Below are 19919 nucleotides of genomic sequence, written 5' to 3'. Positions count from 1 at the left end.
CCGGGCGATGTTAGGCGGTGGACGCCGGCCGCGTCAACGCCCTGACACGCGCACCGACACGAACTTTCGCGCGTTGTTGCGCTGGATCAGCACGGCGATCACGCTGCCGCCGCTAGCTTCGAGCGACTGCACGTCGTCCGGCGTCTCGAGCAGCGTGTCGTTGAGCTCGAGCACGACGTCGCCCGGCTGGATACCCGCGTTCGCCGCCGGGCCGTGCACCGCGTCGACCATCATCCCGACCGCGAGCCCCGTCGAACGACGCTCGTCGTCGCTCAGCGCGTGCATCGTCAGCCCGAGGCGGTCGCCGCGGTCGCCCGCCCCCGGGCCCGGCCGTGCGGCAAGCGCCGGTGCGGCCGCACCTGCGGTGCCGGCCGCCTCGTCGGCGCCCGTGACCGTCAGCATCAACGGCGCGCGGTTGCGGATCACGCGCAGCGGCGCCTTCTCGCCGGGCGGCAGCGCGGCGGCCAGGTCGTTCAGTTCGGCCGATCGGCCGATCGGCTTGTCGCCCAGTTGCACGATCACGTCGCCGGGCTTCAGGCCGGCGGCCGCGGCCGGCGAGCCGGGCGCGACACCGTTGACGAGCGCACCGGCCGGACGCGGCAGCCCGAACGCGGCGGCCAGCCCGACGCCGACGTCCTGCACGTCGACGCCGAACGCATTCCCGGGCGATGCGCCCGGCGCAGGGGCCTGGGCCTGCTGCGCCTGCATCTGTGCCTGCTGTTGCGCCTGCAACTGCGCGCGCACCTTCGCCGCGAATTCAATCGGTATCGCGAACGTCATGCTCGCGTAGCGGTCGGCGCCCGTATAGACCTGCACCGCGATGCCGATCACGTCGCCCGCGCGATTGAACACCGGGCCGCCAGAGTTGTCCGGGTTCGGCGCGATGTCGGTCTCGAAGAACGGAAACGTGCTGCCGTCCGCCAGCCGGTGCGACGTCGCGCTGACGATGCCTGCCGTGACCGTGTTGCCCGAACCGTCCGGCGCGCCGATCGTCATCACCGGTTCGCCCGCGCGGACTTTCGACGAATCGCCGATGCGTACGAACGGCAGCTTCGTCGCGTTGACCCGCAGCACGGCGACATCGCTTTGCGGATCGACCGTCAGCACCGTCGCCTTGAATTCGCGACGGTCGGTGAGCCGCACCGTCACGTCGGATGCTTCGTCGACCACATGGGCCGACGTGAGGATCAGGCCGTCGGCGCTGACGATGAAGCCCGAGCCGCTGCCCGATACCGCGCGCGGCGAGGTATCGGGCGCCGGCGCCTGCGGCCCCTGTGCGGGCGGCGGTGCGCCGTGCCGGAAAAACGCGGCGAGCGGATCGTCGGGATCGAGGATGGCAAAGGACGGGCCGCCGGTTTGCGGGTCGGGCGTGGCGGCGATGATGGTCACGACCGCCGGGCCGTAGCGCTCGACGATCGCCGGAAAATCGACCGGCATCGTATAAGGCGCGGCAGGCGGCCGCGCCTTCATCGCGGGGGGCGCTGCGGGAGCAGCGGGCGGCGCGAGGGTCGCGGCAATGGCGGCGGGCAGCGGCAGAAATCCGGCAAACACGCCCCCGATCAACGCAGTGCGAAGCACGGCGCGAGCAAGCGTCTGGCAAACCACGGTGCACCTCCCCCGGCGGTCGCGGCGCCGACCTGCGCGAGACGCGCAGGCGCCCGACAAGCACCGGTACACGCATCCATTTATAGCCCACGCGCCGGTTGGAACATACGAATCGAAACCCGTATACCGGGGGGTGCGGCGACGGCGGAGCCGCGACGGGGGGCGTTTCGAACAAAGCGTGCGGTTCGTCAATCCGCACATCCACCACGCGTCGACACGAACGCGAGCGGCGCAGCGCGGCCGGCCGTCATGAACGTCATCGTTGCGGCCTGCTGCCGACCATGCGCCAGTCGCACTTCGCTGACGGGTCGTACGCAAGCCGCAGCCCGCCCGTCATTGGCCTCCGCCCGCCGGTAGGCCCGCGCCGGTACGCCCGCGCCGGTACGCCCGCGTCGGTGCCGATCAATGGCACGACAGCACCACCACCCCACCCACCCCTTGCGTGTTCGGCAATGCGGCCGAATAACCGACGGCCACCAGCGGCTGGGTCGCGTCGTGGCCGACAACGATGGACTGAATCGTCGCGGGGCCGGTGGTCTTCAACACGCCGTTCAGCGGCACCTGCGTGTACGTCAGCCCGTACTGTGCACTCGTCAGCTTGATCGACAGGTTCAGCGAGGTGAGCACGCGCGTACCCGGATCCAGCGTGGCCGAACTCGACACGAGCGCACCGTCCGTACTGCCGTCGTTGCTCGCCACCGTGTCGGCAATCACCTGGGTGCACGACATCGAACCACCCGTTGCGGGCAGCGTCAGTGGCGTGCCGACCGCGTAGTGGACCCCTTGCGTATCGGTATAGGTATTGCCGTCGGTATCCATCGCGCGATTCCACCGGCCGATCGCGACATCGGTGCCGACACCCTGGATATCGGTGACGGCCCCATGGTCGAGCCCGAGGCAATCGGTCGCCGCAGCGGACGACGCAAGCGTCGTATACGCACCGCTGCCTTGCTGAACCAGGCTCGTCGCCGGCACACTGGCTGCCGTCATGTTGCGGTTCTTCGCGTATTCGCTCGGCAGATTCGGCACCACGAGCACCGCCAGCTGGCCATTGTTCGCCGCGACCGGCGACGCGGAACCCGAGTAGCTGAAGCTGCCGTTCGGCCGGCATGCGGCTTGTACGGAAGGCTGGGGAGACGCCCCCGGCGCCGGCGCAGCGGGCGACGTGGCGGTCGGCGTCCCCGCCGTATTGCTGTTCGCCGCATTGCTTCCCGTGTTGGCGGCGCCGCCATCATCGCCACCGCCGCATGCCGTCAACATCAACACCGTGCTCGTCAGGCCCACCAGACAGACTTGCTTGCCCCGCATGCTTCACTCCGTTTTCTCGTTGTAGACAACACCGCACACGATGTGCGGTTTCGTTGAAACGCCGGACGCGACCGAGCCCGATCGCCGGCTGAAACTCGATGGCCCGCCGCACGCCGTCGATTCGACGGACCGCGTGCCGATTCAACGTCCTCGACGCAAGCTGTCGCTGCCCGGGCCATCCGCCTGCGCCATGCGCAGCGCGTCGACGGTCTTGACCAGCAACCACGCACCCACTCCGCCCAGCGCAAGCGCGCCGAACCACCACGACGCGGGCCAGATCTCGAGAAGGCTTTCCCGGGAAAAGACGAACGGCGATTTCAGTGCGACGATCACTACCGCCGTGTTGTAGCAGGCATGAATCAAAATGCCCGGCAGCAGCGATCGTGTAGCGGCATACAGTTTCCCGATCAACAGCCCGAGCCCGAATGCGAGCACGAACTGATATACGTTCAGATGCGCAAGACCGAACACGGCGGCCGAATGGGCAATAGCCGTCCCCTCCGGGTACTGTCGCAGGAAGCTGCGAAGCATCACCCCGCGGAACAGCATCTCTTCGAGGAGCGGCGCAATCATGCAGGTCAATACGATCAGGCCGAGCCCGCCATTCACGTAGATCTCGCGGGCTTCAATTCGGCTCCCGCTCCACGGGAAAAACTGCCCGACGCCGACTTCAATCACACTCATCGACACCAGCAATCCCGGTGTCATCAGCAGGATCGGGATGAAAAACCGGCCAATCGTCGATTGCCAGGATTCGGCACTGTCGTGCAGCAGACTGCGGTAGGTCAATTTGCTGTGGTAAAGCAGCACGGTGAATACGAGCCCGTTCGCGAGCACGCGCCCGATGCTGGCAATTGCCATCGTTTGAAGCCCCGCGCTTCGTCCGATCGACCAGATGATCGAATTCATCAGGTACTCGACCATGTTCAGCACGACGACGATAAAAAACGCTTCCAGCAGATTCGGGAAGCAATAGCGGCTTGAATCGGGTTTCATCGGGCTCAATACGGTTTCGCAGACGGCATACGCGACGATCGCGCTCTCGGTTGCCTGCGGCCGATCTCGTCTCGATCGGCATTTATATTTCTTCCAGCACACTGCCAACGTGACTCATCTCGGCTTATCCGGTCATCGTCCTCCGATACCCATCAGTGGCGAAAAGTAACCGTTTGTTACCGTTATTGATCGTCGCTCATCGCACTCATCATGACAAGCGCCATTGACCATTCTTGACGATCGAAAGGACAGCGATTCAGATTCAGGCAGCGAGTTCCGAATCGCCGATTTAGCGATATCAACCTGTCTTTTAAAATATTTAATGCATGAGGTTGGTACAGCGATTCACCGCCTTTGAAGCACCGACTACTTGACGCACCAGTAACGCGCCGCAAACTCCTTGTTGATCGTCACCGAGACCATCCCGTAAGCGCCGCGCGGCGGCTTGCCATCCGTGCAAGCCGCGCTGTCCGACACCCAGTACACGATATTGCCGCGCTTGAACGACCAGTCGGTACTCACGCACGGATCCGTTCCGCCCGTTGCCTCCATGCCGCCGCGCACTTCGACGTCCGGCTTCTGGTCGACCGAACGCGGCTTGTTCCATGCGCGGTAGCGTAATGCGCCATCCGCAACGTGGTCGATCACGACGTGATGCTTGTCGGTATCGCAGATGAAGCCGTCGCTCGTGGGTTGCGCGTGAGCGACGGTCGCCATGAGCGACGTGCACGCAACGGCAACGAACAGGAAGGATTGGCGGAGCAGGATCACGATCAGGCAGCGGGAAGTTCGAATGGCGAAACTATACCGTCACGCCTCCCCCCGCCCACCCGCTCCGCAATCGCCGACAACATCCGCAACATCGGCTCGAATGTATCGGCCGACGTATTGCCGAAGCCGAGCACGAGCCCGTTGCCGGCCCGCCCCGCGTCGATCGCAAAGCCCGACAGCGGAAACGGCCCGATGCCGTGCGCGCGCGCCGCGTCGACGATCGCGCGGTCGCGATAACGTGCCGGCAGCCGCAGCGCGAGATGCAGCCCGCACGGGCCGCCCTCGACCTGGTGCGGCACGCTCAGGTTGCCGTCGAGCGCCGCGAGCAGCAAGCGCCGCCGGTCGCGGTACAGCCGGCGCATCCGCCCGAGATGCCGGCCGTACTCGCCGGTTTCGATGAAATCGGCCAGCGCGAGCTGCACGTGACGCGTCCCGCCGCGCAGCATCTCCGGCAGCGCCGGCCGCACGGCGGCCAGCAACGCCTCGGGCAGCACGAGAAAGCCGATCCGCAGCGCCGGAAACATCGTCTTGCTGAACGAGCCGAGATAGACGACCGGCGAATCGGGCGCGAGCCCGTGCATCGCGCCGATCGGCTCGCCGGTGTGACGGAATTCGCTGTCGTAGTCGTCCTCGATGATCCACGCGCGATGGCGGCGTGCCGCGTCGATCAGCGCGAGCCGGCGCGAAATCGACAGCACCGCGCCGGTCGGAAACTGGTTCGACGGCGTCGTGTACACGAGGCGCGGCGTGCGTTCTCGCCAGTCGCCCTCTTCCGCGCGCAAGCCTTCCGCGTCGACCGGCATCGGCACGACGTCGAGGTCGGCCGCCTGCATCGCGGTACGCGCGCCGCGATAACCGGGCTCCTCGACCCACACCGTATCGCCCGGATTGGTCAGCAGTTGCGCGCACAGTGAAATCGCCCCCTGCGCGCCCTCCGTGATCACGATCTGCTCGGGATCGCAGCGCACGCCGCGCGTCACGGCCAGGTGGCGTGCGATCGACTCGCGCAGCGCGGGTTCGCCGAGCGGATCGCCGTACGCCAGCAGGTCGCGGCCGGCGCGGCGCAGTGCGCGGTCGATCGCGTGGCGCCACGCATCCACCGGGAAATGCGACAGCGCGGGCACGCCCGGCCGGAAGCCCTCCGATTCGCCGGTACCGACGAGGCTCGGACGAATCCGTGCGAGCCGTTGCGCGACGGCCGGCGGCGCGGCGGGCCGTCGCGGCGGCGCCGGCCGCGACAGCCCGACCACGCGCGTGCCGCGGCGGTCCGACTGCAGGAAGCCCTCCGCGACGAGTTGCTCGTAGACGGCGGCCGTCGTGTTGCGCGACACGCCGAGCGTCTCGGCCAGCGCGCGCGTGCCGGGCAGCCGCGTGCCGGCCGGCATCGCGCCGCCGAGAATCGCGTCGCGCACGCGGCGCAGCAACTGGCGCTGCAGCGAGGGAGCGCCGGGCGCACGCGCCAGCGGCGCATCGAGCGGCAGCAACGGCGCGTCGCCGGCAGGAAAGGCGGTCGTCATCGGAACATCGCAGCGTAAAAGTGTCGGAACGTGACGCAAGGTCGGTGGCCTGGAGCGTGGCACCATAAATTTCCAGCTCTCTGGCGCTTCTCATGGTACCTCACCGGGACTAGGATCGTCTGCATGCCGGCATGTCGCCGGCCGCCAACCGAAGCGAGATCGACCTTGTCCACGCTCACCAACGCTTTCCAGCAGCCCATTGGCCACCCCGTTCCCGACTGGTCCGCGCGTCCGCGCCCGGAGCGCATCGCGCTCGAAGGCCGCTACTGCCGGCTCGAACCGCTCGACGCCGAGCGCCACGCGGCCGACCTGTACGCCGCCTACGCGCAGGCGCCCGACGGCAGCGACTGGACCTATCTCGCGCATGGTCCGTACGCCGACGAGTCCAGCTACCGCGACTACGCGCGCGGCGCGCAGGCAAGCCCTGATCCGCTGCACTACACGGTGATCGATCGCGCCACCGGCCGCGCGGTCGGCACGCTCGCGCTGATGCGCATCGATCCGGCCAACGGCGTGATCGAGGTCGGCTCCGTCACGTTCTCGCCGCTGCTCAAGCGCACGCCGATCTCGACCGAAGCGCAGTTCCTGCTGATGAAGTACGCGTTCGACACACTCGGCTACCGGCGCTACGAATGGAAGTGCGACGACCTGAACCTCCCGTCGCGCAAGGCGGCCGCCCGGCTCGGCTTCCGCTACGAAGGCACGTTCCGGCAGGCGATCATCTATCGCGGCCGGAATCGCGACACCGCGTGGTTTTCGATCATCGACGGCGAATGGCCGGACGTCCGCGCCGCATTCGAAGCGTGGCTCGCGCCGGAAAACTTCGACGCCGAAGGCAACCAGCGCCAGCCGCTCACCGCGATCCGCCACGCGCAGGCCGGCGCGCGCGACGCGGTCAGCCGTGCGAACGACGCGACGCGCGTCACGGTGCGCCCGCTCGTTGCGGCCGATGAAGCCGCATGGCGCCCGCTGTGGCAGGGTTATCAGAAGTTCTACGATACGGCGCTGAGCGACGCGGTGTTCGCCACCACCTGGGCGCGCCTGATGGATCCGGCCGAACCGATGTTCGTGCTCGGCGCATTCGACGCGTCGGGCGCACTGGTCGGGATCGTGCATTCGATCTATCACCGCTCGTGCTGGACCGAAGGGCCGTACTGCTATCTGCAGGATCTGTACACGGCCCCCGACGCACGCGGGCAAGGCGCGGGCGGCGCGCTGATCGAGGCCGTGTACGAACGGGCGCGCGAAGCCGGCGCGAGCCGCGTGTACTGGCTCACGCACGAGACCAACACGACCGCACGCGCGCTGTACGACAAGCTCGCGAACAACGGCGGCTTCATCCAGTACCGGCACGATCTGAAAAAGTAACGTCGCCCCGCTACCGGCCGGTGTTCAGCCCTGGACATCGGCCGGATCGCATGCGTCGCCGTCCTCCGGCGCACCGTCACGCAACGCGGCGGCCACGCCCGGCACCGAGGCCGGGCAGATCATCTCGTCGCCATTGGCCGGCACGGGCCGGCGCACCGGCCGGAACACCGGCTCGCCCGCCTCGATCGGCTGTCCCGAGATCGCGCAGCGGCCGGGCTGCAACGCGACGCGCAAGCGCCAGCGCTGCTCGCCGTAATGGCAACGGCCGCTCTCGACCCATCGAATCAGCAACCCGTCGTCACCGGCCTCCAGCACCGTGACGAACAGTTGCGGGCGCAACGGCGAGACCCCGGCCGCGGCGTGTTCCGGAATCGGCGCACGGCCGATCGTCACGAGCGGATGCGCGACCACGCCACCGCGCGACGGCATCGCATCGCATTCGTCGAACGCCAACGCATCGCACGTCAGGTCTTCTTCGCAGATCAGGCTTTCCATGGTGTTGAGCATGCTTGACGGGTTTCCGTGCAGGTTGAACGGCGCCGGCGCTGTACTCAGCGCCGGCCCAGCGGTTCGCGCAGCAAAGACAGGCCGATCGCCGCGCCAACGACGGCGGCGCCGAGCATCAGCCCGATGCCGCCCGGCCAGCCGAACGCACCGACGATCGCGCCGATCGTCAGCGGCCCGACCACCTGGCCGAGGTAGTTGCCTTGCACCACCCAGCCGATGCTGAGCGGCGCCAGCGACGGCGACGGCGCGGAACCCGGCGCGCAGGCCAGGATCGTCGCGGGCAGCATCCCGGCCATGGCCGAGAATGCGAACCCCAGCGCAACCGCGAGCGGCGCGGGCGTCGCCGCGCTGAAGAGTCCTGCCCCGGCCGCGCCGATCGCGACCGACGTCGCGGCCATCACGATCCCCGGTCGCGCACCGCGCGACAGCAGCCAGCCGGCCGTCAGGTTGCCGATCACGCACGCGGCGACGATCGCCGCGCTGATCAGCCCTGCCGCGCCCACCGCGACACCGAGGCGCTGCATCAGGAACACCGGCAGGAACGTCATCACCGCGAAGAACTGCACGTTGTAGGTCGCGAAGCCCAGCGCGAGAAGCGTGGTCGAGCGCGACGCGAGCACGTCGCGCAGTGCCGGCCCGATACGCGTCGCAGCAGCCTGCCGCGACGGCGTGCCCGCGGACGTCGTGACCGGCACCGCGGCCGCCGCGACGAGCGTCAGCGCCGCGGCCGCGAGCCAGCCGTTGCGCCAGCCGCCGAGCAGCGGCCCGACCAGCATCGACAGCGCCATGCCGGCCGGCATGAACGTGCTCCACAGGCCGAACGCGAGATTGCGCCGTTCGGGCGGCGTCACGCGATTGAGCACGGCCGGCGCGGCGACGACCACGATCACGAAGCCGAGCCCTTCCGCGAAGCGCGTGGCCAGCAGCAGCGCGAAACTGCCGGCCCATGCGCCGGCGACGCTCGACAGGCCGAGGATGACGAGGCCCGTCATCAGCAGCAGCCGGTCGCCCCAGCGCCGCACCAGCAGGCCGGCAGCGATCCCGCCGAACACGCCGACAAACGGAAACACCGACATGATCCCGCTCAGCGATGCGAGCGAGCCGCCGAACTCGTGCTGGAGCGACGGCAACGCGATCGTCGCCTTGCCGACGTGCAACGCCGACACGATGCTGGCCAGCACGACGTTCGCGACGGCGGCCCGGTAGCTGCGCGACGGCAGCGTGGCGGCATCGGCCGCGACAGGCGATTCGGTCATTTTCACCTCCGCTGAAGCGGCCGCGTGCAACGGGATGTCTCGCGCGGCCGCAATCGGACTGGCGCACATGATACAAATTGAAGTTAACTTCAAGTAAAGGGGTAACGTGCGCAACGATCCGTTCCGGCAATCGCTGCAATGGCCGCCGCGACACGCGACGGCATCCTGATCTAAGCTATCGGCCTTGTCCCGACAACGCCGCGCAGCCATGCCGACCGCCTCTCCCGCACCAGCCACACCGTTCCCGCTCGACGAAGCCTGGTCGGCCTTCCCCCACCGCAAGGCGGCCGTGCGCACCTTCATCGCCGGGTACTGCGCGGCGCGCGACCGGCGCGAGGCGCCGCTGTACGACAGCCTGGACGGCCACGTCGTGCAGTTCGATGGCGGCATGGGCCGGCCTGTCGAACATTTCGTGATCGAGGGGGCGCCCGCGTCCGGCGCGGGCCCGTTTGCCGTCGGCGCGTGGATCACGCGCTACGGCGCCGTGCCGCTGCCGCCCGCGCTGCACGGCAGGACACGCCGGCTGTCGGACGAGCATTTCATGGCCGCCGATATCGGCGTGCTGTCCGGCGACGACGCGCTCGCACGAGCGCTCGCCTGCGACACGCCGAACGCCGTCGACGCATTCAACGCCAGCGATGCATTCCCGCCGTTCCGGCCGAATCCGGCCGCGTTCCTGTTCGCGCACCGGCTCGACGGGCAGATCGCGGCCACCGCGCGCTACGGCTTCGCGTCGCCGCGCGATATCGTCGTCGACCGGGTCGGGACGGCGGACGCATACCGCCGCCGCGGCCTTGCAACCCAATTGCTCGCCGCGATCGTCGCGCACGCGCGGCAACGGGGTGCGCAGCGCGTGTGGCTCATGTCGACCGAAGCCGGCCAGCCGCTGTACCGCGCCGCCGGGTTCACGCCGCTCGCCCCGGTCGCCGTGGACGAAGTGCTCGCCTGAACGCGACCGAACCGGGCGACCGCTCATCAGCGTCTCGCGATTCGTCTCATTGCGCTGAGACGAACGTCCCAGCGTCTCACTCGATGCGCCATCGCGCAGTCGCAGCAAATTCAACATCGCTTTCCGCTTGAATCCTTACCGTCGATCGAAAGCGGCATGGTGCGCCGCACCCGGCTCACGCCTTCCGCCCCCTTCCCGCCGCACCGATTCACGCTGGCCCCGTTCCTGCATACCGGTCGATCGCGCAATCGCGCGACGGGCGCACCGGCAGTCCTGCCTCGCGCCCGACGACAACCTGACGGAGACAGCAACGTGAGTACATCGGCACCGAACACCGCCCCCAGCATGAAGGCCGCCGTCTGGCATGGCCGCCATGACATCCGCGTCGAAGAAGTGCCCGTTCCGGCGCGCCCGCCCGCAGGCTGGGTCACGATTCGCGTGCACTGGTGCGGCATCTGCGGCTCCGACCTGCACGAATACGTCGCCGGGCCCGTGTTCATCCCGGTCGACGCGCCGCATCCGCTGACGGGCCTGAAGGGCCAGTGCATCCTCGGTCACGAGTTCAGCGGCGAGATCGCCGAGCTCGGCGCGGGCGTCTCGGGCTTCGCGGTCGGCGACCGCGTGACGGCCGACGCCTGCCAGCATTGCGGCACCTGCTGGTATTGCCGGCACGGGCTGTACAACATCTGCGAGAACCTCGCGTTCACCGGGCTGATGAACAACGGCGCATTCGCCGAATACGTGAACGTGCCGGCCGAACTGCTGTACAAGCTGCCCGACCATTTCCCGACCGAAGCCGGTGCGCTGATCGAGCCGCTCGCGGTCGGGCTGCATGCGGTGAAGAAGGCCGGCAACATCGTCGGGCAGACCGTCGTCGTGGTCGGCGCGGGCACGATCGGCCTGTGCACGATCATGTGCGCGAAGGCCGCGGGCGCCGGGCGCGTGATCGCGCTGGAGATGTCGGCCGCGCGCAAGCAGAAGGCGCTGGAGGTCGGCGCGAGCGTCGTCATCGATCCGAAGACGTCCGACGCGATCGCGGAAGTCAAGGCGCTGACGGGCGGTTACGGCGCCGACGTATCGTTCGAATGCATCGGGCACACGGCCACCGCGAAGCTCGCGATCGACGTGATCCGCAAGGCCGGCAAGTCGGTGATGGTCGGCATCTTCGAGGAACCGACACCGTTCAACTTCTTCGACATCGTGTCGACCGAGAAGGAAGTGATCGGCTCGCTCGCGTACAACGGCGAATTCGCGGACGTGATCCGCTTCATCGCGGACGGCCGCATCGACGTGCAGCCGCTCATCACCGGGCGCATCGCGCTCGGCGACATCGTCGCGCACGGCTTCGAGGAGCTGGTCAACCACAAGGACCGCAACGTGAAGATCATCGTCCAGCCGGCCGTCTCCTGACCGCACGCGCGACGCGGCATCGACTCGCGCCGCGCACGCTGCCGGCCCATCATTGAGCGTCGCCCTGGCACGGGCGACGCGCAGGCCGGCCGGCGCTTCCCGTCCACCTCCCTTCCGCCCGCCCCCCGTCATCCGAAGCGCCCGCCATACCGGTTTCCATCCGGATACGGCGCGCCAAAACATTCGCAATCCAAACCATTCGCCACAACGCACCGGCCGCCTGACGCTCGATCAGGGTTTCTCCCGATCGAGCGCGATTCTTCCGGAGTCGACAGGACGATGACGCAAGGCGATCCTGTGCAACGCGCGATCCGGCTTCCCGGCCGCGATCGTTGCCGCCCCGCGACGGCGGAACACCGGTTGAACCTCGCACGCAATGGCGCCGACAGGCCGAGAATACGGGCCTCCCGGGATAGCTTGCAAACAGGGTGTGTCATGAATCTCTCGTTCAATCGGGAACGCGCAAACAACGTTCGATCGCTGACGATCCAGCAGAAGACGCATATCGGCTTCACCCTCGTCACCACGCTGCTGGCCTTGCTGTGCGGCACGATCATCTGGGGAAGTTTCCGGCAATACCGGCAGGAAAATGCCGACCTGCAAAGCTTCGAATTCATCCACGGCGCGATGGTCGCCGCCAACATGATCTCGGCCGAGCGCGGCCCGACGAACGACCTGCTGGTCCGCCTGCAAAGCCACGACGCAGCCGACGTGCGCAACCTGCTCGCCGCACGTGACCGCTCCGATCAGGCACTTGCGCGCTTTCGCGCCGGTATCGGACAGGCCGCCGCGCTCGACGATCGCGAGCGCGGCAACCTGCTGCACGGGCTCGACGCGATCCGGATCACGCTCGCCGATGCGCGCGCGGAAGTCGACGCGCTCGACGCCCGGCCGCCCGCGTCACGCACCGTCCACGATATCCAGCATGCGCAGGCGCGCCTGTTCCGCGTCGCCGACACCGTGTCGCTGCTGATCGACGGCGCGATGACCGATACGGCGATGCGCGACCCGCGCACGTCGGGTGCGATCCTGCTCGCCAGGCTACTGAGCGATCTCAGGGAATACGCGGGACGCACGGGCTCGCTGCTCATTGCGCCGATGTACAGGCGGCAGCCGCTCGACCGCGCGCAGTTCGCGGACATCATGCTGATGCGCGGACGCATCGAGCAATTGCGCGCGCTGATCGACGGTGCGATCGGTGCGCAACTCGACGACGCCGACGTGGCCCGCGAGTACGCGCAACTCAACGCCGCGTTCGACAACCATCTGCTCCCGCTCGTCGACACGGTTGTCGCAAACGGCCGGACCGGCGCCTATCCGATGAGCGCGGTCGCCTTCTCCCGAACGATCGTCCCGTATTTCCGGCCGTGCGAAGTGCTGCGCGACCGCGTGATCGACGGCGCGCGTCACCGCGCCGTCTCGGACCGGAACACGGCCCGGATCAAGGTCGCGATGTCGGCAATCGCGACCGTGCTCAGCGTCGCGATCCTGCTGTCGCTTGCGCGCGGCACGCAGCGGCTGCTGTCCAGGCCGCTCGACGTGCTCGGCCGCCGGATCGTCGCGCTCAGCGACGGCGACACGGCGCACGTCGCGATGCCGCGCGGCGTCGGGCCCGAGATCGCCCGCATCCACGACGCGCTGGAGATATTGCGCCATGCGCATGTCCGTCGCGACATGCTCGAGCGCCAGCGCAACGACATGCTGACGCTGTTCTCGCACGACATGCGCGCGCCGCTGACGTCGCTCATCATCCTGATCGACGGGCAGGAACACCGCGCGGCCGATGCGCAGGCGAAGCGGCAGTGCGCGAGAATCGGCAAGCTCGCGCGGCACACGCTGGCGATGGCCGACGGTTTCGCGCAGCTGTCGCGCGCGGAGGCCAGCGAATACGAGCGCGTGCCGGTCAACCTCGCCGACCTGATGAACGAGGCGCGCGACGCCGTATGGCCGCTCGCGCACCGCAAACATATCTCGATCGACGACGTGCCGCGGCGCGACGACGCGATCGTGCCGGGCGACCCGGCCCTGCTGTCGCGCGCGCTGATCAACCTGCTGGACAATGCGATCAAGTACAGCGGGTCGCACACCCGCATCGAATGCCGGGTCGAGCCGGACGCCGACGGCAGGACCGTGCGCTGCACGATCCGCGACAGCGGATGCGGGATCAGCAGCGCGGACCAGACGCGGCTGTTCGAACGCTACCGGCGCTTTCGCACCGCCGGGCAACCGGAAACCAGCGGTGTGGGTCTCGGCATGGCGTTCGTCAAGGCAGTCGTCGAACGGCACGCGGGCGAGATCCATGTGCAGAGCGCCGTGCTGCAGGGCACCACGATCACGATCACGCTGCCGGCTGCGAGCAGCGCATGACGGGGCAGCGGCGTCGCACGATTCTTCGATATACTGGACCGAACCCTTTTCGGGGCAACCGGGGGCAACCATGCCCTGCTCGCGTTCGCCCCGGCCTGCGTGGAATTGCGCACTGTGAAACCGCGAGCCGGACTGATTCTCGAACTCTTCGTCAACCTCGTGCTGCCGTGGGTGGCCTATCGGGTCGCGCATCCGCATTTCGGCGAAACCGGCGCGCTGTACGCATCGGCGATTCCGCCGATCATCTGGTCGATCGTCGAATTCATCCGCTCGCGCCGCGTCGACGCGGTGGCGGCCATCGTGCTGCTCGGCATCGCGCTGTCGATCATCGGGATGGCGCTCGGCGGCAGCCCGCGCACGTTGCTGATGCGCGAATCGCTCGCATCGGGCTCGATCGGCGTCGTGTTCCTGCTGTCGATGTTCCGCGAACGCCCGCTGATCTTCTACCTCGCCCGCGCCACCGTGGCCCGCGAGATGGACGGCGGCGCCGCCCATTTCGAAGCGGTCTGGGACGCGCAGCCGCGGTTGCGGCAGATGCTGCGACTGATGACGCTCGTCTGGGGCGCCTTCATGACGCTCGAGATGCTGCTGCGCTGCTGGATGGTCATCACCTGGCCGGTCGAGCGCGTGCTGGTCGTGTCACCGGTCATCGGCTACACGGTGTTCGGCTGCCTGCTGGCGTGGACGTTCTGGTACCGGCGGCGGATGCGCGTGCGCAACAGCGTCGACATCCCGGGCCGCAACGGCGTCACCGAGACCGCCGGCCGCTGACACCCGGCTGGCCGGCTGCCCGGCCATCGCCCGCCCGACGGCGTGTCACGGCCGCTGCTGTATGATGCGCGGCGTCTCGTCCGACGAATACCGCTTCTGTCATGTCCCTTTCGCTCCTTCCGTGCGCCACGATCTGGATCGCCCTGTTCGCGGCCGCCGCATTCGCATGGCATCGCCCGCTGCATGGCCTCAGCATCGGCCTCGCCGCGCTCGGCTATGCGGGCGCGCTGGCGTTCGGCCAGCTCGCGCCGGTCACGCTGGCGCCGCTCGCACTGCTGGTTGCCGCGGCCTGGGGCGTCTTGCCCGAACGCCCGCTCGCGGTGCGCATCGCCGCGCACGTCGTCTTTGCCGCGCTGGCGATCGCGCTGAGCCTGCACCTGCTTCCCGGCTTCCACAATCCGCGCGTGATCGCGCCGACGCGCTTCACGCCGGACGCCGCGCCGTTCACGATGTACCTGAATTTCGACAAGCCGCTCATCGGCCTGTGGCTGTTGTGGGCGCTGCCGTGGGTCGCCCCCGACGTCGCGCTGTCGCGCGCGCTGCGCACCGGCGTGGCGGCGGCCGTCGCCACGGCCGCCGCGTGCCTGGCCGGCGCACTCGCGATCGGGATGGTCGGCTGGGCGCCCAAATGGCCGCCGTCGGGCTGGCTGTGGCTCGTCAACAACCTGCTGCTGGTCACGCTCGCCGAGGAAGCGCTGTTCCGCGGCTACGTGCAAGGCGGGCTGACACGCGCGCTCCGCGCCTACGCGTGGGGCCCGTGGGCCGCGCTCGCGACCGGCGCGCTGCTGTTCGGCGCCGCGCACGCGGCCGGCGGCTGGCAATGGATCGTGCTCGGCACGGTGGCCGGCATCGGCTACGGCCTCGCATGGCGGCGCGGCGGCCTGCTCGCCGCCGCCATCGCGCACGCCGGGCTGAACGTCGTCCACTTCGGGCTGTTCACCTACCCGATGCTCGCGGCCGCGCGCTGAACGCGGCGCGAGCCTCGCCCGCGCTGCCGCTCAGTTGAACCCTGCGACCGCGTGCGGCACGTACGGGCGTTCGAGCGTGGCGATTTCGTCGTCGGTCAGCTTCAGCTCGAGCGCGCCGAGCGCATCGTCCAGCTGCCGCGGTTTCGAAATGCCGACGATCGGCGCGGTCACGCCGTGCTTCTGCGCGACCCACGCCAGCGCCACCTGCGCCTTCGGCACGTTGCGTGCGGCGGCGATCGCCGCGACGGCCTCGACGACCGCCTTGTCGGCCGCCGCGGTCGCGTCGTACAGCCGCTGGCCGACGTCGTCCTTCTGCTGCCGCTCCGACGATTCGTCCCAGTTGCGCGTCAGGCGTCCGCGCGCGAGCGGGCTCCACGGAATCACCGCGATACCTTCGTCTGCGCACAGCGGCAGCATCTCGCGCTCTTCTTCCCGATACAGCAGGTTCAGGTGGTTCTGCATGCTGACGAAGCGGGTCCAGCCGTGCTGCTTCGACGTGTGCAGCGCCTTCGCGAATTGCCACGCGAACATCGACGATGCGCCGATATAGCGCGCCTTGCCGGCCTTCACGACGTCGTGCAGCGCCTCGAGCGTTTCCTCGATCGGCGTGCCGTAGTCCCAGCGGTGAATCTGGTAAAGGTCGACGTAGTCGGTGCCGAGCCGCTTCAGGCTCTGGTCGATGTCGGTCATGATCGCCTTGCGCGACAGGCCGGCGCCGTTCGGGCCCGGCCGCATCCGGTAGAACACCTTGGTCGCGATCACGACGTCGTCGCGTTTCGTGAAATCGCGCAGCGCGCGGCCGACGATCTCCTCCGACGTGCCGTCGGAGTACATGTTCGCGGTGTCGAAGAAGTTGATGCCGGCCTCGACCGCCCGCTGGATGATCGGGCGGCTTTCCGCTTCCGGCAGCGTCCACGGGTGCGTGCCGCGCGACGGCTCGCCGAACGTCATGCAACCCAGCACCAGCTTCGACACGTCCAGCCCGGTCGACCCGAATTTCACGTATTCCATTGCACGCCTCGCCACTCAAGTTGGGTTTGCGGCGAATGCGCGTCGCGCATCCGCCGGACGTCGCATGGTATCCCGCACGGCGAGAACGCGTACGGCACGCGCACGCGTGCAGGCTGCGTGAAAGAAGGAACCGAGGCGCCCCGGCTATTTGACCTGGTCGGCGATCGGCTGCAGGAACGCGGAGAAGCCGGTCAGCATGATCTGCACGCCGATGCACAGCAGCAGGAACGCCGACACGCGCTTCGCGACCTTGGTCCCTTCGCTGCCGAGGTAGCGCGCGAGCAGCGCGGAGCGGCTGTAGACCTGCCAGATCACGACCGCGACGAGCACGGAGACGGCGATCGACACGATGCTCGACAGCATGAATTCCGACAGCTTGTGCGTGCGGTTCGCGTTCAGCGCGATCGCGGTCGCGATCGAGCCGGGGCCAACCGTCAGCGGCACGGTCAGCGGGAAGAAGGCGCGCGTCATGATCGCGTTCGCATCGATCGGCTTGACCGGCGTGTCGCCGCCGCCCGGCCCGTCGGGTTCGTTCAGCATCTGCCAGCCGGCCACGGCAACCGCGAAACCGCCGCCGATCCGCAGCGCTTCCATCGAGATCCCGAAGAAATGCAGCACGGGCGTGCCGGCGAAGAACGCCACCAGCAGCACGACGAACGAGTTGAATGCGACCTTCCTCGCGAGCAGGTCGCGTTCGTGCTCGGTCAGCGCCTCGGTCCGTTCGAGAAACAGGAACGCGATGCCGATCGGATTGATGATGCCGATCAGGCCGGTGAAGCCGAACAGGATCTCGGAGATAAGGCGGTTGACGATCATCGTGCGAAGCATCGGTCGGGGCTGGGCCGGCAGCGCGCCGGAGGTCACGCATTGTAGAGCAAGCGTCCGGGCCCGAGATGCAAAATGCGGCCGGGCCCGTTTCGCCGTCGATCGTCGTCGTTGCGCGTTACTCGGCGCCCGCTTCCCAGGCCGGCGGCCGCTTCGCGAAGAAGGCCGCGAAACCCTCCTTCGCTTCCGGCGTCGCCCGCACGCGGGAGATCGTCTGCGCGGTGAATGCCGCACGTTCGTCAGACGGCGGATACTCGCCGATCGCATCGAAGAAGCGCTTGATTTCCGTCAGCGCGTTCGGGCCGTTGCGGCCCAGCTCGGCGAGCGTGCGGTCGAGCGTTGCGTCGAGCGCATCGAGCGGCACGGCCTGGTGGATCAGGCCGATCGCGACGGCTTCGGCGGCCGCGAGCTGCGTCGCGGTCAGCGCAAGCCGGCGCGCCTGGCGCTGGCCGACCGCCTCGACCAGATACGGGCCGATCACGGCCGGCAGGATCCCGAAGCGCGCCTCGCTGACCGAAAAGCGCGCGTGGTCGCTTGCAATCACGATGTCGCAGGCTGCGCACAGGCCGACGCCGCCGCCGAACGCGTGGCCCTGCACGCGGGCGACCGTCGGTTTCGGGCACTGGCGGATCGCACGCATCATCGCGGCGAAGCGCTCGGCGTCGCGCAGGTTCGCGGCCGCGTCGTTCGCGCTCGCACGCTGCATCCACTGCAGGTCGGCACCCGCGCAAAATGCACGGCCGTCCGAACGCAGCACGATCGCGCGCACGTCGTCGCGCCGGCCGAGCGCCGTGAATGCGTCGGTCAGCTCGGCGATCATCGTCTCGTCGAACGCGTTCAGCACGTCGCCGCGCTGCAGCGCGACGGTCGCGATGCCGCGTGCGTCGACCGTGACGGCCAGGGTCTTCAATCCATCCATCGAACAGGTTTCCTCGGGTTGAACGGTAAACATCGAAATCAGGCGGCCTGGCGGCGGTCGATCACGCGCCGCGCCTTGCCGGTCGCGGTCGCGGGGATGCCGCCTGCCGCCAGCACCGTCACGCCGGACGACACGCCGACCATCGTCTTGATCCGGTGCTGCAGCTCCCGCGCAAGCGCCGCACGATCGCCGTCGGTGACGGATGCCGCCACCTCGGAACGGAGCTCGACCACGAGGTCGAGCCGGTCCATGTGACCGTCGCGCGACAGCGTGATCTGGAACTGGCCCGACAGCTGCGGCAGCGCGACGACGATCTCCTCGATCTGGCTCGGGAACACGTTCACGCCGCGCACGATCAGCATGTCGTCGGAGCGGCCCGTGATCTTCGCGAGGCGGCGCATCGCGCGTGCGGTCGGCGGCAGCAGCGCGGTGAGGTCGCGCGTGCGGTAACGGATCACCGGCATCGCTTCCTTCGTCAGCGACGTGAACACGAGCTCGCCCTGGCTGCCGTCGGGCAGCACTTCGCCCGTGACGGGATCGATGATCTCCGGGTAGAAATGGTCTTCCCAGATCACCGGGCCGTCCTTCGTCTCGACGCATTCGCACGCGACGCCCGGGCCCATTACCTCCGACAGCCCGTAGATGTCGAGCGCGTCGATGCCGACGCGCGTCTCCACTTCCTCGCGCAGCGCCTGCGTCCACGGCTCGGCGCCGAAGATGCCGATCTTCAGCGACGATTCGGCGGGATCCATCCCCTGCCGCACCATCTCGTCGATCAGGTTCAGCATGTACGACGGCGTGACGAGGATGATCTTCGGTTCGAAATCGCGGATCAGCTGCACCTGCTTCTCGGTCTGCCCGCCCGACATCGGCACGACCATGCAGCCGAGCCGCTCCGCGCCGTAATGAATCCCGAGACCGCCCGTGAACAGGCCATAGCCGAACGCGTTGTGCAGCGTGTCGCCCGGGCGGCCGCCGGCCGCGCGGATCGAGCGCGCGGTCACGTTCGCCCACGTATCGATGTCGCGCGCGGTGTAGCCGACCACGGTCGGCTTGCCGGTCGTGCCGCTCGACGCGTGCACGCGCACGACCTGCTCGCGCGGCACCGCAAAGAGGCCGAACGGATAGTTGTCGCGCAGGTCGCCCTTCGTCGAGAACGGGAATTTCGCGAGATCGGCGAGCGACTTCAGGTCGTCCGGATGCACGCCCGCCGCATCGAACGTGCGCCGATAGTGCGGAACGTTGTCGTATGCGTGGCGCAGCGACCACTTGAGGCGTTCGAGCTGCAGCGCCTGCAGTTCGTCGCGGCTGGCGGTCTCGATCGGCTCGAGGGCGGCGGCGGGATGCGTCGGGTGAGTCATCGGGGTGCTC

The 19919-nt window shown here is 68.5% G+C and carries 17 protein-coding genes; 6 read left to right on the top strand and 11 right to left on the bottom strand.

The annotated features are described in order from the left end of the window. Positions 1 to 33: 33 nt before the first annotated feature. The 5 genes from AC5LXK_RS22840 to pdxR form a co-directional block, all read right to left on the bottom strand. On the bottom strand, positions 34 to 1605 hold the full coding sequence (locus AC5LXK_RS22840; RefSeq protein WP_493393748.1) for a trypsin-like peptidase domain-containing protein: 1572 nt from the start codon (positions 1603 to 1605) through the stop codon (positions 34 to 36). 402 nt (positions 1606 to 2007) lie between these two features. Then, entirely contained in the window at positions 2008 to 2913 is a 906-nt protein-coding gene (locus AC5LXK_RS22835) for a hypothetical protein (RefSeq protein ID WP_493393747.1), read from the bottom strand. Between the two features lie 141 nt (positions 2914 to 3054). Then, positions 3055 to 3909, bottom strand: coding sequence for a CPBP family intramembrane glutamic endopeptidase (locus tag AC5LXK_RS22830; protein WP_493393746.1), 855 nt, complete (start codon positions 3907 to 3909; stop codon positions 3055 to 3057). Between the two features lie 366 nt (positions 3910 to 4275). Continuing rightward, positions 4276 to 4626: a hypothetical protein gene (locus tag AC5LXK_RS22825; protein ID WP_493393745.1), complete on the bottom strand. Its 351-nt coding sequence runs from the start codon at positions 4624 to 4626 to the stop codon at positions 4276 to 4278. A gap of 56 nt (positions 4627 to 4682) precedes the next feature. Then, a complete protein-coding gene (gene pdxR, locus AC5LXK_RS22820) occupies positions 4683 to 6197 on the bottom strand; it encodes a MocR-like pyridoxine biosynthesis transcription factor PdxR (RefSeq protein ID WP_493393744.1) in 1515 nt (504 codons plus the stop codon). A 165-nt stretch (positions 6198 to 6362) separates the two neighbouring features. Here pdxR and AC5LXK_RS22815 point away from each other — a divergent pair, with 165 nt between their 5' ends. After that, the gene (locus tag AC5LXK_RS22815; protein ID WP_493393743.1) at positions 6363 to 7565 is read left to right on the top strand and encodes a GNAT family N-acetyltransferase; all 1203 of its coding nucleotides are present in this window, start codon (positions 6363 to 6365) and stop codon (positions 7563 to 7565) included. 24 nt (positions 7566 to 7589) lie between these two features. Here the strand turns inward: AC5LXK_RS22815 and AC5LXK_RS22810 are convergent, their stop codons facing one another. Continuing rightward, entirely contained in the window at positions 7590 to 8072 is a 483-nt protein-coding gene (locus AC5LXK_RS22810; protein WP_493393742.1) for a DUF3331 domain-containing protein, read from the bottom strand. Positions 8073 to 8116: 44 nt separating this feature from the next. Continuing rightward, complete coding sequence (locus tag AC5LXK_RS22805) at positions 8117 to 9328, bottom strand: MFS transporter (protein ID WP_493393741.1); 1212 nt, start codon at positions 9326 to 9328, stop codon at positions 8117 to 8119. A 208-nt stretch (positions 9329 to 9536) separates the two neighbouring features. Between AC5LXK_RS22805 and AC5LXK_RS22800 the strand changes: the two genes are divergently transcribed. From AC5LXK_RS22800 to AC5LXK_RS22780, 5 genes are all read left to right on the top strand, one after another. Beyond that, the gene (locus tag AC5LXK_RS22800) at positions 9537 to 10277 is read left to right on the top strand and encodes a GNAT family N-acetyltransferase (protein ID WP_493393740.1); all 741 of its coding nucleotides are present in this window, start codon (positions 9537 to 9539) and stop codon (positions 10275 to 10277) included. Between the two features lie 345 nt (positions 10278 to 10622). Further along, positions 10623 to 11687: a 2,3-butanediol dehydrogenase gene (locus AC5LXK_RS22795; protein WP_493394035.1), complete on the top strand. Its 1065-nt coding sequence runs from the start codon at positions 10623 to 10625 to the stop codon at positions 11685 to 11687. A gap of 435 nt (positions 11688 to 12122) precedes the next feature. Beyond that, on the top strand, positions 12123 to 14054 hold the full coding sequence (locus AC5LXK_RS22790; RefSeq protein ID WP_493393739.1) for a sensor histidine kinase: 1932 nt from the start codon (positions 12123 to 12125) through the stop codon (positions 14052 to 14054). A gap of 114 nt (positions 14055 to 14168) precedes the next feature. After that, entirely contained in the window at positions 14169 to 14825 is a 657-nt protein-coding gene (locus tag AC5LXK_RS22785; protein ID WP_493393738.1) for a VC0807 family protein, read from the top strand. A gap of 101 nt (positions 14826 to 14926) precedes the next feature. Next, positions 14927 to 15793, top strand: coding sequence for a CPBP family intramembrane glutamic endopeptidase (locus AC5LXK_RS22780; RefSeq protein ID WP_493393737.1), 867 nt, complete (start codon positions 14927 to 14929; stop codon positions 15791 to 15793). A 30-nt stretch (positions 15794 to 15823) separates the two neighbouring features. Here AC5LXK_RS22780 and AC5LXK_RS22775 read toward each other — a convergent pair whose 3' ends face one another. The 4 genes from AC5LXK_RS22775 to paaK all read right to left on the bottom strand — a co-directional run bounded on the left by AC5LXK_RS22775 (position 15824) and on the right by paaK (position 19909). Beyond that, positions 15824 to 16804, bottom strand: coding sequence for an aldo/keto reductase (locus AC5LXK_RS22775; RefSeq protein ID WP_493393736.1), 981 nt, complete (start codon positions 16802 to 16804; stop codon positions 15824 to 15826). A 144-nt stretch (positions 16805 to 16948) separates the two neighbouring features. Further along, complete coding sequence (locus AC5LXK_RS22770; RefSeq protein ID WP_282509369.1) at positions 16949 to 17620, bottom strand: MarC family protein; 672 nt, start codon at positions 17618 to 17620, stop codon at positions 16949 to 16951. Between the two features lie 127 nt (positions 17621 to 17747). After that, positions 17748 to 18548: an enoyl-CoA hydratase-related protein gene (locus AC5LXK_RS22765; protein ID WP_493393735.1), complete on the bottom strand. Its 801-nt coding sequence runs from the start codon at positions 18546 to 18548 to the stop codon at positions 17748 to 17750. A 38-nt stretch (positions 18549 to 18586) separates the two neighbouring features. Beyond that, entirely contained in the window at positions 18587 to 19909 is a 1323-nt protein-coding gene (paaK, locus tag AC5LXK_RS22760; RefSeq protein ID WP_493393734.1) for a phenylacetate--CoA ligase PaaK, read from the bottom strand. Positions 19910 to 19919: the final 10 nt, after the last annotated feature.

This window comes from Burkholderia pulmonis, assembly GCF_984667975.1.
The sequence above is the reverse complement of the archived record's forward strand: the minus strand, read 5'-3'. Positions and strand labels throughout refer to the sequence as shown.